The organism is Streptomyces sp. NPDC050636, from assembly GCF_040654775.1.
Classification (GTDB): domain Bacteria; phylum Actinomycetota; class Actinomycetes; order Streptomycetales; family Streptomycetaceae; genus Streptomyces.
Genome location: NZ_JBFAIP010000050.1, coordinates 21,320 through 37,134, shown reverse-complemented (window position 1 = coordinate 37,134; position 15,815 = coordinate 21,320). Strand labels below are relative to the sequence as shown.

14 protein-coding genes are annotated in these 15,815 nt (G+C 71.8%); 8 read left to right on the top strand and 6 right to left on the bottom strand.

What is annotated here, in order from left to right:
• Nucleotides 1-11: 11 nt before the first annotated feature.
• Entirely contained in the window at nt 12-1,472 is a 1,461-nt protein-coding gene (locus AB0I10_RS27850; RefSeq protein ID WP_363155383.1) for an acyl-CoA synthetase, read from the top strand.
• Nucleotides 1,465-2,910, top strand: a complete 1,446-nt coding sequence (locus tag AB0I10_RS27845) for a carboxyl transferase domain-containing protein (protein ID WP_363155382.1) — start codon at nt 1,465-1,467, stop codon at nt 2,908-2,910. The genes AB0I10_RS27850 and AB0I10_RS27845 overlap by 8 nt, the downstream gene beginning before the upstream one ends.
• 57 nt (nt 2,911-2,967) lie before the next feature.
• Here AB0I10_RS27845 and AB0I10_RS27840 read toward each other — a convergent pair whose 3' ends face one another.
• Complete coding sequence (locus tag AB0I10_RS27840; protein ID WP_363155381.1) at nt 2,968-3,879, bottom strand: LysR family transcriptional regulator; 912 nt, start codon at nt 3,877-3,879, stop codon at nt 2,968-2,970.
• A gap of 74 nt (nt 3,880-3,953) precedes the next feature.
• Between AB0I10_RS27840 and AB0I10_RS27835 the strand changes: the two genes are divergently transcribed.
• A complete protein-coding gene (locus tag AB0I10_RS27835) occupies nt 3,954-5,156 on the top strand; it encodes a DMT family transporter (RefSeq protein WP_363155380.1) in 1,203 nt (400 codons plus the stop codon).
• Between the two features lie 81 nt (nt 5,157-5,237).
• Here the strand turns inward: AB0I10_RS27835 and AB0I10_RS27830 are convergent, their stop codons facing one another.
• A complete protein-coding gene (locus AB0I10_RS27830) occupies nt 5,238-6,569 on the bottom strand; it encodes an aminotransferase class I/II-fold pyridoxal phosphate-dependent enzyme (RefSeq protein WP_363155379.1) in 1,332 nt (443 codons plus the stop codon).
• 147 nt (nt 6,570-6,716) lie between these two features.
• Between AB0I10_RS27830 and AB0I10_RS27825 the strand changes: the two genes are divergently transcribed.
• Both AB0I10_RS27825 and AB0I10_RS27820 read left to right on the top strand, forming a co-directional pair.
• On the top strand, nt 6,717-7,448 hold the full coding sequence (locus AB0I10_RS27825; RefSeq protein ID WP_363155395.1) for a pyridoxamine 5'-phosphate oxidase family protein: 732 nt from the start codon (nt 6,717-6,719) through the stop codon (nt 7,446-7,448).
• Nucleotides 7,449-7,456: 8 nt separating this feature from the next.
• Complete coding sequence (locus tag AB0I10_RS27820; protein WP_363155378.1) at nt 7,457-8,131, top strand: FMN-binding negative transcriptional regulator; 675 nt, start codon at nt 7,457-7,459, stop codon at nt 8,129-8,131.
• A gap of 133 nt (nt 8,132-8,264) precedes the next feature.
• On the opposite strand, the gene AB0I10_RS27815 is transcribed toward AB0I10_RS27820, so the two are convergent.
• From AB0I10_RS27815 to AB0I10_RS27805, 3 genes are all read right to left on the bottom strand, one after another.
• The gene (locus AB0I10_RS27815) at nt 8,265-9,284 is read right to left on the bottom strand and encodes an EamA family transporter (RefSeq protein WP_363155377.1); all 1,020 of its coding nucleotides are present in this window, start codon (nt 9,282-9,284) and stop codon (nt 8,265-8,267) included.
• Between the two features lie 178 nt (nt 9,285-9,462).
• The gene (locus tag AB0I10_RS27810; RefSeq protein ID WP_363155376.1) at nt 9,463-10,638 is read right to left on the bottom strand and encodes an EamA family transporter; all 1,176 of its coding nucleotides are present in this window, start codon (nt 10,636-10,638) and stop codon (nt 9,463-9,465) included.
• Nucleotides 10,639-10,686: 48 nt separating this feature from the next.
• Nucleotides 10,687-11,217 (bottom strand): Clp protease N-terminal domain-containing protein, encoded by a 531-nt coding sequence (locus AB0I10_RS27805; RefSeq protein WP_363155375.1) that lies wholly within the window; start codon nt 11,215-11,217, stop codon nt 10,687-10,689.
• A 396-nt stretch (nt 11,218-11,613) separates the two neighbouring features.
• Between AB0I10_RS27805 and AB0I10_RS27800 the strand changes: the two genes are divergently transcribed.
• On the top strand, nt 11,614-12,042 hold the full coding sequence (locus AB0I10_RS27800) for an SRPBCC family protein (RefSeq protein WP_363155374.1): 429 nt from the start codon (nt 11,614-11,616) through the stop codon (nt 12,040-12,042).
• 181 nt (nt 12,043-12,223) lie between these two features.
• Here the strand turns inward: AB0I10_RS27800 and AB0I10_RS27795 are convergent, their stop codons facing one another.
• Nucleotides 12,224-12,850, bottom strand: a complete 627-nt coding sequence (locus AB0I10_RS27795) for a PadR family transcriptional regulator (RefSeq protein ID WP_363155373.1) — start codon at nt 12,848-12,850, stop codon at nt 12,224-12,226.
• A gap of 594 nt (nt 12,851-13,444) precedes the next feature.
• Between AB0I10_RS27795 and AB0I10_RS27790 the strand changes: the two genes are divergently transcribed.
• The gene (locus AB0I10_RS27790) at nt 13,445-13,927 is read left to right on the top strand and encodes a hypothetical protein (protein ID WP_363155372.1); all 483 of its coding nucleotides are present in this window, start codon (nt 13,445-13,447) and stop codon (nt 13,925-13,927) included.
• 332 nt (nt 13,928-14,259) lie between these two features.
• Complete coding sequence (argG, locus tag AB0I10_RS27785; protein WP_363155371.1) at nt 14,260-15,714, top strand: argininosuccinate synthase; 1,455 nt, start codon at nt 14,260-14,262, stop codon at nt 15,712-15,714.
• The last annotated feature ends 101 nt before the right edge of the window (nt 15,715-15,815 follow it).

Genomic DNA, 15,815 nt, shown 5'->3' with positions numbered 1-15,815 from the left:
AAGGAGATCCGGTGAACGTGCTCTTCCCCGCGCTGTGCGACGCTTCGCCCTCACCCGCACTGCGCTTCGGCGACCGCGCGCTCAGTTATCGCCAACTGGCCGCGGTGGCGGGCCCGCTCGCCGACCGGATCGGCGGCGAGAGCCGGGTCGCGGTCTGGGCGACCCCGACGCTGGAGACCTCGGTCGGCGTCGTCGCCGCGCTGCTCGCGGGGGTGCCGGCGGTGCCGGTGAATCCGAAGATCGGCGAGAGCGAGCTGGCGCACATCGTGGCGGACAGCGCGCCGTCGCTCGTCCTCGCCGAGCCGGGAGCCGCTCTTCCGGCCGCGCTCGCCGCGCTCCCCCGGGTCGACGTCGACGCGGCCGAGCCACCCGAGGAGTCCGAGCCGGTCGCGCTCCCCTACGAGCCGGGCGACGAGGCACCGGCACTGATCGTCTACACCTCCGGCACCACCGGGCCGCCCAAGGGCGTGGTCCTCCCCCGGCGCGCCATCGCCCACACCCTCGACGCACTGGAGGACGCCTGGCAGTGGACCGCCGATGACGTCCTCGTCCACGCCCTGCCGCTCTTCCACGTCCATGGCCTGATCCTCGGCATCCTCGGCCCTCTGCGCCGCGGCGGCAGCGTCCACCACCTGGGGCGCTTCAGCGCCGAAGGCGTCGCCCGGGAGCTGTCCGCGGACGGCACGATGCTGTTCGGCGTACCGACGATGTACCACCGGCTGGCCACCGAGGCCGGCCGCGACCCCGTGCTCGCCAAGGCGTTGTCCCGAGCCCGGCTGCTGGTCTCCGGGTCGGCCGCGCTGCCACTGACCGATCATGAGCGGATCGCGGCGGCCTCCGGGCGGCGGGTGATCGAGCGGTACGGCATGACGGAAACGCTGATGAACACCAGCGTGCGGGCGGACGGCCCGGATGCCGCGGGGACGGTCGGGGTGCCGCTGCCGGGGGTGTACGTCCGGCTCGTCGACGACGCGGGCCAGGCCATCGAGACCAGCGACGGCGAGGCGGTGGGCGAAATCCAGGTCCGCGGCCCGAACCTCTTCGTCGAGTACCTCAACCGCCCCGATGCCACCGCCGAGGCCTTCGACGGCGGCTGGTTCCGCACCGGTGACATGGCGCTCCGCGATGCCTCAGGGAACTACCGCATCGTCGGCCGCAAGGCCACCGACCTGATCAAGAGCGGTGGCTACAAAATCGGCGCGGGCGAGATCGAGAACGCCCTGCTGGCACACCCCGGGGTGGCCGAGGCGGCCGTCACCGGCGAGCCTGACGAGGACCTCGGCGAGCGGATCGTCGCCTGGATCGTGGCCGAGACCGGCCCGGACGCCGGCCCGCCGCCCTCCGGCCAGGAGCTCGCCGACCATGTCGCCCGCCAGCTCGCGCCACACAAACGACCACGCACCGTCCACTTCGTGGAGGCACTGCCACGCAACGACATGGGCAAGATCCTCAAGCGAGAGCTCCATGCCTGACAACGGGAGCTCCGCGCATGACGCCGTACAGGGCGCGATGCCCAGCCAGCGGCTGACCGCCCGTCAGGCCATCGCGGCGGTGGCGGATGCGTACGTCGAACCGGCCGCGCCCGTCGGTGCCGGAGCGCCCCGCGCCGCCGACCGGCCCGGCGGGGACCAGCCGGACGGACCGCTCGGCTGGCACGGCTACGACGCGTCCAGGGCGCGCGCCCGCGCACGTACCGGCGAGGACGAGTCGGTGGTCACCGCCGTCGCCACCATAGGCGGCACCGAAACCGTCCTCATCTCCTTCGAGTTCGGCTATCTGGGCGGCTCCCTCGGCGAACGCACCGGCGACCGTCTGGAGGCCGCGTACGCCGGGGCCCGCGAGCGGGGCCTGCCGGTCGTGTCGTTGATCGCCACGGGCGGCAGCCGGATGCAGGAGGGCATGCGGGCACTGACGCAGCTCCAGCGGGTGGCGGGGCAGTCGGCACTGAACCGCGCCGCGGGGCTGCCGCAGATCGCCGTACTGCGCGATCCGACGACCGGTGGCGGCTGGGCGACGCTCGGCGCGGGCGCCGATGTGATCCTCGCCCTGCCCGGTGCACAGGTCGGCTTCGCGGGCTCGCGGGTGCGCCCCGGCGACGCCGATCCTTACGCCTACTCGGCCGAGGGCCAGCTCGCGGGCGGCCACATCGACGCCATCGTCCCGCCCGACGGTCTGCGCGCCACGCTGCGGCGATGGCTTCAACTGCTGGGCGGAACAAGGGAGTCGGAGGCCGGGGCGGCTTCCCGAGCAGTTCCCGAACCGGTGCCTCCCCCGTACGCACTCGGCGTGCACGACCTGCCGGAAAGCGGCTGGGGTGCGGTGGTCCGCGCCCGCGACACCCGGCGGCCGCGCGCCGAGGCGTATCTGCGGGCGTATTTCGACGACTGGGAGGAGATCAGCGGCGACCGGTGCGGCGGCGTCGACACCGGGATGCGCTGCGGATTCGGGCATCGCGGCGGCCGGACGATCGCCTTCGCGGCACAGTGCGGCACGGCGACGCGCCCGGCCGGGTTCCGTACCGCCACCCGCCTCGTCCGCCTCGCGGACCGGCTCGGCATACCGGTGCTCACCCTCGTGGACACCCCGGGCGCCGCCAATGACGCGGCGGCCGAACGCGCCGGGGCCGGTGCGGCCATCGCCGACGCCTTCGCCGCGCTCGCCTCGGCACGCATACCCGTCACCTCCCTGCTCATAGGCGAGGGCGGATCCGGCGGCGCGCTGGCCCTCGCCGCACCGGGCCGGCTCTGGGCGACACCCGACAGCTACTTCTCCGTGATCGCCCCAGAGCTGGCCGCCGCCATCCTCAAGCGAGACGACCAGCAGGTGCAGGCCACCGCCGATCAACTCCGCGTCCGCCCACAGGACTTGCTGCGACTGGGCGTGATCCGGGACATCGTCCCGCCGGCCTGACCACCCCGACCGGCCTCACCGACGCCCGAGCAGGCGGGCAAGCGGGCGGGCGGGCGATCAGATGCTGCTCGCCATGTTCTTCCCCGCTTCCCGGAGTGCGCCGACGGCGGCTCGGATCGAGGGCCGACGGTCGGCATCGGCGCGCCAGATGGCATAGACATGACGGCGCATCGGATCGCGTACGGGCACCACGCTCACCCCCTCCGGCACCGGCCCACGACCGAGACGCGGGGCGACCGCGACGCCCAGCCCGGCAGCGATCAGCGCGAGTTGGGTGTTGTGCTCCTCCACCATGTGCGCGATGCGCGGCTCAATGCCCTTGCTCCGCAGCGTGAACATCAGCCAGTCGTGGCAGAACTCCCCCTGCGGCCAGGAGATCCACTCATCGTCCGCGAAATCCTCCAGCTCCACAGATCGCCGGTGCGCCAGCGGGTGGTCCGACGGCATCGCCACATCGGCCGGGTCGTCGAGGAGCGGAGCCTTCGCCAGCCCGTCGGGCAGCGAGAGCGGCCGGTTGTACCAGTCGAGGACCACCGCGAGATCGATGTCCCCACGCACCACGCCCCGTACGGAATCCTCCGGTTCCAGCTCCGCCAGCCGCGCGCGGAGCTGGGGGTGTTCGGCGCGAAGGGCGGCGAGCGCGGCCGGGAAGAGCCCGCGCGCCGCGGTGGGAAACGCGCCCAGCCGCAGCTCGCCGACCGCCTGGCCGCGATGCGCCTCCAGCTCGGCCTGCGCCAGCTCGACCTGGGAGAGGATGCGCACGGCGTGGTCGGCGAGCAGTCGTCCCGCGTCGGTCAGCCGCACCCCGCGCCCGTTCTTCGCCAGCAGTTGCTGCCCGGTCTCCCGCTCCAGCTTGGCGATCTGCTGGGATACGGCCGAGGTCGTGACATGCAGTCCGTCGGCGGCCGCACTCACCGAACCATGGCGGGCGACCGCACTCAGCGTCCGTAGACGATCAAGGTTCAACATGTAAGCAATGCTAATCGATATACGCCACGAATTCTCGCTTGTCCTACGAAGTTGTGCCCCGCATCGTAGACGTCATGAGCACCACCACCGGCCCAGCCACTCCCTCCGCGCACAGCGCGAACTCTCAGACGGTCCGCACCACAACCGCCTCGACGAGCGAGACCAGTGCGACCAGCGCGACCAGTTGGAGCGGTCCGACCGTTTCGCGTACCCCGACGGCATCGAGCGCCCCGAGGACCGTTTCACGCACCCCTACCGCCACACCCGCCGCTGCGGACACGCCGGCCTCCCCCGGCTCCGGGAACGGCCCCGTCCACCGGCGGGCCCTCGCCTGGCCGGTCCGCTTCGCCGCGCTCTGCCTCGTCTGGGGCTTCAGCTTCCTGTTCATCAAGCTGGGCACCCACGCGTTTGCGCCGTTGCAGGTCACGCTGGGCCGGGTCACATTCGGCGCGATGGTCCTGGTGGCGATGCTCGCGATCAAGCGCGAGCGGCTGCCGCGCTCCGCCCGCACCTGGGGCCATCTGGCTGTCGCCGCGCTCCTCCTCAATGCCCTCCCGTTCTCCCTCTTCGCCTACTCCGAGCTGACGATCCCCTCCACGCTGGCCGGGATCTGCAATGCCACCTCCCCGCTGTGGGGCATGGCGCTGTCGGTCGTCGCTCTCTCCGAGGACCGCCCCACCCGGCGCCGGGTCGCGGGGCTGGGGTTCGGCTTCCTGGGTGTGCTCATTGTGCTCGGCGCCTGGCAGGGCTTCGCCGGCACGGATCTGGCGGGCACCGCGATGGCTCTCGGCGCCTCGCTCTGCTACCCGATCGGATGGATCTACGTCCGCCGCACCCTGGCAGGCGCCAAGCACTCCCACCTCTCCATGTCCAGCGCCCAGCTGATGCTGGCCACCCTCCAACTGGCCGTCGTGACCCCCCTGTTCACGTCCCTTCCGACCGCCTACCCGATCGTCCCGCTGCTCGCCGTCTTCGCGCTCGGCGCGCTGGGCACCGGCCTCGCCTTCCTCCTGCAGTACGGCCTGGTCGCCGAGATCGGCCCCACCAACGCCCAGATGGTCACCTACTTCATCCCGGTGATCGCCACGACTGCCGGTGTGGCCCTTCTGAACGAGCCGCTGAGCTGGAACACACCGGTCGGGGCCCTCATCGTCCTGGCCGGCGCCGCCCTCACCCAGAGCAAGCCCCGCCCCACCCCGACGACCGCCACCAAGTCCGCCGCCAAGTCAGCAGTCACCGCCGCATCCACCACGGCCAAGCACAGCGCCGGCTCGTAGACCGCGCACGGGCGCGGCCAACTGCCCCGCTGCGCCCGGCCCGGGCTTCGCCCATTCCTGACCGCGCGCCCGCCGCTCCCCTCACTCGTACCGCCGGGCCGCACCCACCCCCGTCGCCGACGCGACCGCGTCTGCCACTGGTTCTATGTCGTCGTCGGACAGGGGGGACACGGTGATCCGTACGGCCGGTGGGGAATGCATGCGGAAGCGTGCGCCGGGGGCCACCGCCCAGCCAGCGTGCAGGAGTCGGGCCACCGCGCCCGTCTCGTCCGGTACCGGTACCCAGACGTTCATCCCGCTGCGCCCTCGCGCGGTCACGCCACGCTCCGCCAGCGCCCGTATCAGCGCGCCCCGCCGCCGGTCGTACTCCCCGGCAACCACCGTCGGCTCGATCGCGGACGTCCGCCACAGGTGCGCGACGGTGTCCTGGAGCAGATGGCTGACCCAGCCGGGCCCCAGGCGCTGGCGTCCACCCACCCGGTCCACGCTCACGGTGTCTCCGGTGAGCACCGCCAGGCGCAGGTCCGGACCGTACGCCTTGGCCGTGGAGCGCACCAGCACCCAGTGGTCGGTGACGCCGGCGAGCGGATGCAGCGGGAGATCGACGATGCCATGGCCGTGGTCGTCCTCGATGAGGAGCACGCCGGGGTGTTCGGCCAGCAGTGTGCGGAGTTCGGTGGCGCGGGCGCGGGTGACGGCCGCTCCGGTGGGGTTCTGCGCCCGGTCGGTGACGACCACCGCCCGAGCGCCGTCCTGGAGCGCGCGCGCCAACTGCTCGGGCAGCGGCCCTTCGTCGTCCAGCCCGACCGGTGCGGCGCGCAGTCCGAGCGCGGGGATGAGGTCAAGCAGGCTGCCCCATCCGGGGTCCTCCACCGCAACGGTGTCACCGGGCCGGAGGTGCGCGGCCAGCACACGTTCTATGGCGTCGAGTGAGCCGCTGGTGACGACGACGGGGCCGTCCGGCACGCCGTCGGCTGCGAAGGCCGAGCGGGCCAGCGCCGCGAGGTCGTCGTCGACGGCGGGCGCACCGTAGAGCACGGGGCGCCGGGCACTGCGCGCCGCGGCCTCGGCCAGAGCCCGTTCCAGCGGGGGGAGCAGGGCCGGGTCGGGGTTGCCGTCCGAGGTGTCCCGGACGCCCGGCGGCGCCTCTACCCGCAGCGCCTCCCGCGAGGTGCTCGCAGGCCGTGGGCGCACCCGGCTGCCGCGCCGGCCGGCGGTTTCGATCACACCTCGGTCGCGCAGCGTGCGGTACGCGGCCGCGACGGTATTCGGATTGACCTCAAGATAGACGGCCAACTCCCTCAGCGGGGGCAGAACTTCGCCCGGTTGGAGCTCGCCCGCACCGACGGCTCGCTCGACGCTGGCGGCAATCTCCGATGCGCGCCGCCCTTCGATCCGATACTCTCCTAGCACAAACATGATTGTGCACTAGTGCAATGGAGTTGGCAAGTGACGCAAGCAGAGCAGGTGCACGTGGAGCAGACGGCACACGTGGAACAGGCAGAGCAGGCAGAGCAGGCAGCGCAGGCGGATAAGGCGGACGCGGCGAAGGAATCGGCGATGACATCGGCAACGGGGTCATCGCAGGCATCGGCGGAAGCGGCAGAGGACGCAGAAGACGGGGCATACGCGGCAACCGAGCGCACGGTTCCTACCCGCTCCCGCGACCGCGCCGCCTACGACCACGAGACGGTGCACGCGATTCTCGACGCGGGATACGTCTGCCACCTGGGCTTCGTGCGCGACGGCGCCCCGGTCGTCCTGCCCACGCTCTACGGCCGCGTCGGCGACCGCCTCTACCTGCACGGTTCGACGGGCTCCCGTCCGCTGCGGATGGCCGGCGCGACGCCGGACCCCGGCCTCGCGGTCTGTGTCACGGTCACCCACGTCGACGGCCTGGTCCTGGCCAGGTCCGCGTTCCACCACTCCATCAACTACCGCAGCGTCGTGGTCCATGGCACCGCCCATCAGGTCACCGATCAGGCCGAGAAGACGGCTGCCCTCGACGCGCTCGTCGACCAGGTCCTGCCGGGCCGCGCCGCGGACTCCCGGCCGGGCAACGCCAAGGAGCTGGCCGCCACCGCCGTGATCCGTCTCGACCTGCGCGAGGTCTCGGCCAAGATCCGCACCGGCGGCCCCAACGACGAGCCGGAAGACCTCGCGCTGCCCTACTGGAGCGGCGTCCTGCCCGTGGCCCCCGTGTACGGCGCCCCCATACCGTCCGACGACCTCGCGCCCGGCACCACTCTGCCGGCGTACCTCTCCGCGCTCTCCCCCGCCACGGAAGACTGAGGAACCCCATGCTGATCCACCCCTGGGATGCCCCCACCGACGACGCCGAGTGGCAACACTGGCTCGCCACACACGACTTCGGGCAGCTGGCCGCCAACGGTGCGCCGGGCGAGGCACCGCTGCTCCAGCCGCTGCACTTCGCGTACGACCCGGCCCACCGCGAGGCCGTCACACACCTGGCCCGCCCCAACCCCATCTGGAGCGCGCTGGAGGACCGGCCGACGGTCCTGTTGAGTGTGGTGGACGACTACGCCTTCATACCGGGCCCCTGGCAAGCGGCCGAGGACCAGCCGGCCGAGCACGGCGTCCCGACCAGCTTCTATGCCGCGGTCCAGCTGACCTGTACCGCTCATGTCGTGGACGATCCGGAGGCCAAGGCCGCCCTGTTGCAGAGGCAGATGGGCCACTTCCAGCCGGACGGCGGCTCGGCTCCGGTCGCCGTGGGAGAGGCTCCATACGGCCGGCTGCTCTCCGGTATCCGTGGTCTGCGGCTGGAAGTCCGAGACGTACGCGCCAAGTTCAAGTACGCGGGCAAGCGGAGCGAGGCGGTCCAGCAGCGCATCTCGGAGCGCCTCGCCGAGCGGGACGCGCCCGGCGACGCGGCGGCCCGCCTCCACCAGCAACGCCGCCTGGCCGCCGCCGCATCCACCTCCACGGCCACAGCCTCGGCCTCGGCTCAATGACGTCCATGTCCGCGTCCAACGATGCGCCCCGTTCCTGAAAGGACGGGCGGGAAGCCCGGCAGCCCGGCCGCCCGGCAGCCGGCCGACACGAACGCCCGGCCGGTGCGGCGGACGCGACCGGCCGGGCATCACCTCAGCCCACCAGCGGCGCGGACCGGGCCGCCGTCACCGCGCCGCGCGCCTCCGTCACCGCCAGCGCGGCAACGGCCGTCAGCAGTACGGCGGTTCCGACCGCGGTCGCCATCGTGAGCCGCTCACCGAGGAACAGCACCGCGATCGCCGCGGCCGACACCGGCTCGATCAGTGAGATCACCGATGCGGTCGCGGCACGCACGGCCGCCAGACCCGCGAAGTACAGCCCGTACGCCAGCGCCGTCGGCACGGCCGCGATATAACCCATCAGGACGAGGCTGCGGGCGAGATTGTGCGCCTGAGGCCACAGCCCCTCCGCCGCCGCGAACGGCAGCAGGCACAGGGCGCCGACCGCGAACGCGCCGATCGTCGAGGCGTAAGGGTCGCTGCCGCCGCCCTTCCCCAGCCTCCGGGTGGTGAGCGTCATCATGGCGCAGCCGGCGGCGGACAGCAGGGCGTAGCCGATGCCGGCGGGACGGACCGTGTCAGCGCCGCCTCCGCCGAAGACGAGAACGATCAGCCCGACCAGCGCGCCGGCGACGGCCAGGACGCCACCCGTACCGAGCCGTTCGCCCATCGTCACGCGCGCGCCGATCGCGATGAGGACGGGACCCGCCCCCATCGTGACGACGGTGCCGACGGCCAGTCCGGTGGCTTCGACGGAGGCGAAGTAGGCGGCCTGGAAGACGGCGAGGGCGATGCCGGTGACGGCGATGCGCGTGATGGCGATGCGTGTGACGGCGATCCTCATGACGGCGATCCGCGTGATGTGCCGTCGGGCCGGTCCATGTGTGTTCGGGGCGATGACTGCGCCCGTACGGCGGCGCAGCAGCGCACGTACGGCGAGCAGCAGGACGAGGCCGCCGAAGGTGCGCCAGAAGGTGAGGGAGACCGGACCGAGTCCGCTACCGCGGTAGAGCAGCGCGGCGGCCGCGCCCGCGGTGCCCCAGGCGGTCGCGGCGAACGTTACGTACAACAGCCCCCGGCCTACGGGCAGGGCGGAGGTAGGAGTGGCATGCATGGGAGAGGTGCTCCGGGAAATCCAGGACGGCGCGGTGCGCCGTGGAATGGTCGCGTGGTCCCCTGTGCGGGCAGCGACGACCGGCTCGGGAACCTGCCCGAGCCGGGACTTCCTCGGAGGCCGCCGCCCGCGCTACGCGGCGGGAGGGGGCAGCACAGTCGAATGCATGATCGTGACCCTATGTGGCGGGCGAATCGGCGGACAACTCGTTTCCGGAGCGCGCCTCGGTCCCGGAACGGGTCTCGGTCCCGGAACGCGCCGAGGATGCGGCGCTCCCCGGGACGGCCGGCTCCCGGGGGCCCCTCGCGGCCGACCCGGCCACCGTCACCGTCTCCGTCGCCTTCGGCTTGGCCGACTGCGCTATGAAGGCACCGACCAGCACCACCGCCCCGCCCACGATCTGCGGTGCGGACAGGTGCTCGCCGAGCAGCACCCAGGCCAGGACCGTCGCGATCACCGCCTCCAGGCAGGCGACCACACCGGCCACCTGCGGGGAGAGCATGCGGATCGACACCACTCCGGTGAGGTAGGCGAGCACCGTGGCGATCAGCACGATCCACGCGAGGAGCAGCGCGGCCGGCACCGTGGTGCCGGCCATGTCCGCGCTGCCGCCGAGTACCGACCAGTCCATGCCCCAGGGGCGGGCGATGAGCGTGAGCACAGCGGTGCCGATGAGCAGTCCGTACGCGCTCACACCGAGCGGGTCCACTGCGTCGTCGCCGTCGCTGCCATGGTCGGAGAGTACGAAGTAGCCCACCTGGCAGCAGGCCGCGCCGAGCGCGAGGGCCAGGCCGATGACGTCGAAGCTCAGCCCGGACCACACCTCGACGACGCAGGCCAGGCCGCCGACGGCCAGTACGACGCCGACCGCCGCGGCGCGGGTGACCGGCCGTTTCTGGACGAAGCGCACCCAGCCCAGTACGAGGGCGGGTGCCAGGTATTCGATGAGCAGCGCGACGCCGACGGGGATGCGAGAAAGCGCGGCGAAGTAGCAGGCCTGGACGCCGGCGACGGCGAGCAGTCCGAAGCCCGCGAGCAGGGCGGGCCGGCGGCGCGGCAGGTCGCGGTGGCGCCAGGCGACGGGCAGCATGACCAGCGCGGCGCCGGCCACCCGCAGCCAGGTGACGTGCAGCGGTTCGAGTCCGGCCGCGATCAGGGGCTTGGCGGCCACGCCCGAGCCGCCGAAGGCGAGAGCGGAGAGCAGCGCGATGGCGAGGGCGGCGCGCCTCCCCCGGGCCGCGCCGCCGCCGGTTGCCCCGGGGGCCGGCTGTGGCTGCTGGGTCCCACGGGACCCTGGAGTTCCCTGGCCCGTGGTGGTCGCCGGACCGGCCGGGCTCCCCGAAGACGCGTGCATCGGGTCATCATGACAGCCGCCGTCAGCAGCGCCACCCCGAGACCCCTGTCAGTCCTGGCCGGGGCGGTCCCCGTCCAGGCGAGCGGCGATCAGGGCGGTGTCGACGGAGGCGCGGCGCAGGACTTCGACGGCCCGGGACTCGGGGTCGTCCACCAGGGCGGCGAGCAGGTCGAGGCAGCCCGCGCGGGTGGCGTAGCGGGCGTGGGCGCGGTCGAGGGCGCCGTCCAGGGCGGCGGCCGCGGCGGGCGACCAGCCGGGGACGCCGCCCTCGGCGACCAGGGGGACGGCGCCGGAGTCCTCGACGGTGCCGTGCCACTGGAGGCCGTAGCCGATGCTGCGCTGGACGAGGTAGCCGAGCAGCCGGGCGACCTGCCGGCCGCCGTCGAAGGTGTCGCGTACCGCGGGGTCCGATTCCAGGAGGCCGTGCAGCAGATGCGCGGTGTCCACCTGCCGGTCGCCGTCGCGGGTGGCCCGCCTGCGGGCAGCGGACACGACGGACGCGAGCTCCACGGTGAGCTGGGTTCCGAGGTCGTCCTGAGCGGCGCCGTCGCCGCCGGTGTACGCAGTCCGGTTTTGCACAGTCCCCACCCCACCAGCCCCTGGGAGGCGGAACATCCCCGGAGGGGAGCATTTGCGCATCCCACCCTGGTTGGGGACGCCTGCACCGCATCTCATCCTCAGGGAGGAGAAGAGGCACCCCCAACCAGGAGGGGACAAGGGAGTCCGATGGCCACTCGACCGCTAGTACAGCCGTTGGGCGGCCGGACCGGCTGCTGCTGGTCGATCCGGCGCGCGGGCCGCGCCGCCACCAGGTGGACCGCCTACTCGCCGATCCTCCCCAGGCGCGCCACCGCATGAGCCCAACGACCGATCTGACGAGCCATCAGGATTGATGCCCGCCGGTATTGAACCTTCATCCCCATGCGGCTACGTTCCGCGGCACCAGCCAGGGACAGTCACCGAAGGGGTGGTCGTATGGCCGAAGTCACCGCTCAGGCCCGCATCGAGGCGCCGGCCGAAAAGGTCTGGGACCGGCTCACCGACTTCGACTCGTACGGACAGTGGAACACCACCCACACCGCCTTCCCCAAGGGAGGCCCGGAAAAGCTCGAAGTGGGCGCGGGCTACGAGGAGAACATGAAGCTGATGGGCTTCCCGGCCGAGGTGACCTGGACCGTGCGGGAGCTGGAGCCGAGCCGTCTGCTCGACATCAAGGGCAAGGGCCCGATGGGCGTCGGCCTGGGGATGCGGTACGAACTCACGCCGGACGGCGGAGCGACGACGGTCCGCATCGACGGGGCCTTCACGGGCGCGGCGGTGTCACTGATGGCCGGGAAACTGAAGGATTCGGCGAGCGCGGCCCTGAACGAGTCGCTGCAAAAGCTCGGGGGACTGATCACCTGAGACCGGACCCGTCACCTGACACCTGACCTGACGCGGCGCCCTGGCGCAACGGCACACGGCGCACGGCGGGAGGCCTTACGCGCACGCCGTGCGGCCACACACACGGAGGCCGTCTCGTACGCGGGGGCCGTGGTCGGACATCCGACCATGGCCCCCGCACCGCTCACCCCCCAGCCGGCGTTCAGTCCTCTTCCGCGAGGATCAGATAGAGCTCCTTGCGTGCCTTGTTGACCACCGCCATGGCCTTCTCCCGCTGCTCGGGAGTGCCGGTGGCCCACACCTGGCGGAATGCCTCCACCAGACCGCCGCCCGCCTTGCGGATCTCGTTCATCGCCTCCCAGTCGACGCCGCGACCGGCGTCCTCCCAGGGTGCGTCCGAGCCGCTGTCGGCCTCGGCGCGTCCGGTGTCGGTCAGCGAGAAGAGCTTCTTGCCGCCTTCACTGGCGCTGATGATCAGGCCCTCGTCCTCCAGGAGCTGGAGGGTCGGGTAGACCGAGCCGGGGCTGGGCTTCCATGCCCCGCCGCTGCGCTCGGCGATTTCCTGGATCATTTCGTAGCCGTGCATCGGACGGTCCTTGAGCAGCGCCAGGATCGAGGCGCGCACATCGCCGCGCCGCGCCCGGCCGCGCGGTCCGCCGCGGCCCCGGCCACCGCCGAACGGCGGCCCCCCGAAGGGCGGCCCGAACGGCCCGAAGGCGGCGCGCAGCCTCTCGACGCCGTCGGTGAAGTCGCCCCTCCCGCCGCGGCGCCCGGGTCCGCAGTGCTCATGCCGATGCTCATGTCCGTGGTCGTGTCCTTGGGAACGCATAACGCCCTCCTCCGCTTGATCGGCCGTGATCAGCCTCATTCGGTCGCCATCGTTGATCGATCGCGATACCTCAACGATATATCGGAACTGTTCGCCGAGCAATCCCTTCAGCGGTCCTGGGGTGGATGTCCTGTGTCATCGAACCTTGAGCATTGCCATCGAACCTTGATGATCATTAGGTTTGTGCCACCGAAGTTTGAGTGGCACAACGTGCTGGGTCATCAGGGGCGGCAGTGGGGGAGCTCGCGGGAGCGTACGCAGATCCGGACCTGGCGCTTGGGAGTTCGTGTGCGCCGGTGTCCCGGATCCGGTGCTGATGGGGAACATGCGGCGGCTCTCGCCTTACCGCAGACGGCGGCGTCTGCGCCGCCTGGCCGACAGGCGCCTGGAAGTCTTCCGCGAGCCGGGCCCGTTGCGGGCCGGAGCAGCGCGGGTGGGGGATCCGCTGGGTCGCCGTCACCAGCGTCCCCCGAATCTACGGGCCGCACCCAGCTGAGCTGAGCGATGACGAATGACCAACCCGGCGCTCGAGGGCTCACCGAGGCCACAGCCATGCACCGGCCGAATGCACAAGACCACCGAGAGGATCCGCTGATGAACCGTTCTAAGGCGAGCGGGAAGACGATCGCCAAGCAGATCGCCGCGATCGTAGCCCTCGGCGGATTCTTTGCAGTGTCGCTGTGGCTCGGTGACGAGCTGTGGGCTCTGGCCGCGTACTGGCCGGCGAACGGCATCGGATTCGGCGCCACCGTCGGGGTGCTGCTCCCGATCACGTTCACGGCCGCCAAGCGCTCCTTCCGCCGGGTCAACTCGGCCGGGAGCGAGCGCTCGACCCGATGGGCCGTGGCCAGCATCGTGTGCGCGGCTGTGGCCCTGGTGAGCGCGCTGGCCGCCTCTCGCGCGATCCCCGGAAGGAGCTCCTCGCACCCCTGCCTCGACGAGTGGCAGCCATGCTGGGTGAACCACCTCTATCCGGGGGCCTTCTTCGTGACACTCGGCAGCTTGGCCGCGACGGTGGCCGTCATGACCTGGCTGCCGAGCTGGATGTCCAAGCTGCGCGCCCGGTCCCGCCGGTAGCCGCCGAGGTCGGCGGAGTGGGGATGGGATGTGTCCGGAACCGCCAGGAGATCACACGGTCTTCCTGCGATGTCAAGATCCCCGACAGCGTCGACCTCTGAGAGCGCCAACGGGCTACCGCTCAAACTTCGGTGTCACACGCTCAAGGCTCGATGGCACAGGACAGCGGATCTCGCAGGGCCGCACGTCGAGCCACTGGACCGGGCCAGGGAGACGAGTCCCTACGTCTCGCCCAATCGGGAGTACCGCGCCATGGCGAGCTTCTTCGCCCCGGCAGCACAGGAACCGCCCCGCACGTTGCATGATCATGCGTAGCCATGCATAATCTTCCTATGTCTAAGGTCCTCACCTCCCTGCCCGCCGGCGAGCGCGTCGGCATCGCCTTCTCGGGCGGCCTCGACACCTCGGTCGCGGTCGCATGGATGCGCGACAAGGGCGCCGTCCCGTGCACCTACACCGCCGACATCGGCCAGTACGACGAGCCGGACATCGCCTCGGTGCCCGGCCGCGCGAAGGCCTACGGTGCCGAGATCGCGCGCCTGGTCGACTGCCGCGCGGCGCTGGTCGAGGAGGGCCTGGCCGCGCTCACCTGCGGGGCGTTCCACATCCGCTCGGGCGGGCGTGCCTACTTCAACACCACGCCGCTCGGCCGCGCCGTCACGGGCACCCTCCTGGTCCGGGCAATGCTGGAGGACGACGTACAGATCTGGGGCGACGGCTCGACCTTCAAGGGCAACGACATCGAGCGGTTCTACCGGTACGGCCTGCTCGCCAACCCGCACCTGCGGATCTACAAGCCCTGGCTGGACGCGGACTTCGTGACCGAGCTCGGCGGCCGCAAGGAAATGTCGGAGTGGCTTCTCGCCCACGACCTTCCCTACCGCGACAGCACGGAGAAGGCATACTCCACCGACGCCAACATCTGGGGCGCCACCCACGAGGCCAAGACCCTGGAGCACCTCGACACGGGCGTGGAGACCGTGGAGCCCATCATGGGCGCGCGGTTCTGGGACCCGTCGGTCGAGATCGCCACCGAGGACGTGACGATCGGCTTCGACCAGGGCCGCCCGGTGACGATCAACGGCAAGGAGTTCGCCTCCCCCGTCGACCTGGTGATGGAGGCCAACCTCATCGGCGGCCGCCACGGCATGGGCATGTCGGACCAGATCGAGAACCGGATCATCGAGGCCAAGAGCCGCGGCATCTACGAGGCGCCCGGCATGGCCCTGCTGCACGCGGCGTACGAGCGCCTGGTCAACGCGATCCACAACGAGGACACCCTCGCCCAGTACCACAACGAGGGACGGCGCCTGGGCCGGCTGATGTACGAGGGCCGCTGGCTGGACCCGCAGGCACTGATGGTGCGCGAGTCGCTGCAGCGCTGGGTCGGCGCGGCCGTCACCGGCGAGGTGACGCTGCGGCTGCGGCGCGGTGAGGACTACTCGATCCTCGACACCACAGGCCCGGCGTTCAGCTACCACCCGGACAAGCTGTCCATGGAGCGCACCGAGGACTCGGCGTTCGGCCCGGTGGACCGGATCGGCCAGCTCACCATGCGCAACCTCGACATCGCCGACTCGCGCGCCAAGCTGGAGCAGTACGCCGGGCTCGGCCTGATCGGCACCGGCAGCCCCGCCATCGGTGCCGCCCAGGCGGCCGCGACCGGCCTGATCGGCACCATGCCCGAGATGCCGGAGGGCGGCGCCCAGGCCATCGCCTCCCGCGGCGAGGTCTCGGAGGACGACGAAATGCTGGACCGCGCCGCGATGGAGTCCGGCACGGACTGACCAGCCCCGTCGAGCGGAAGGCTCAGCACCCCCGAGGGCGAATGCACCACCGGAAAGGCCGGCTCGGCACCACGGCGTCGAGCCGGCCTTCTCCGTTACCC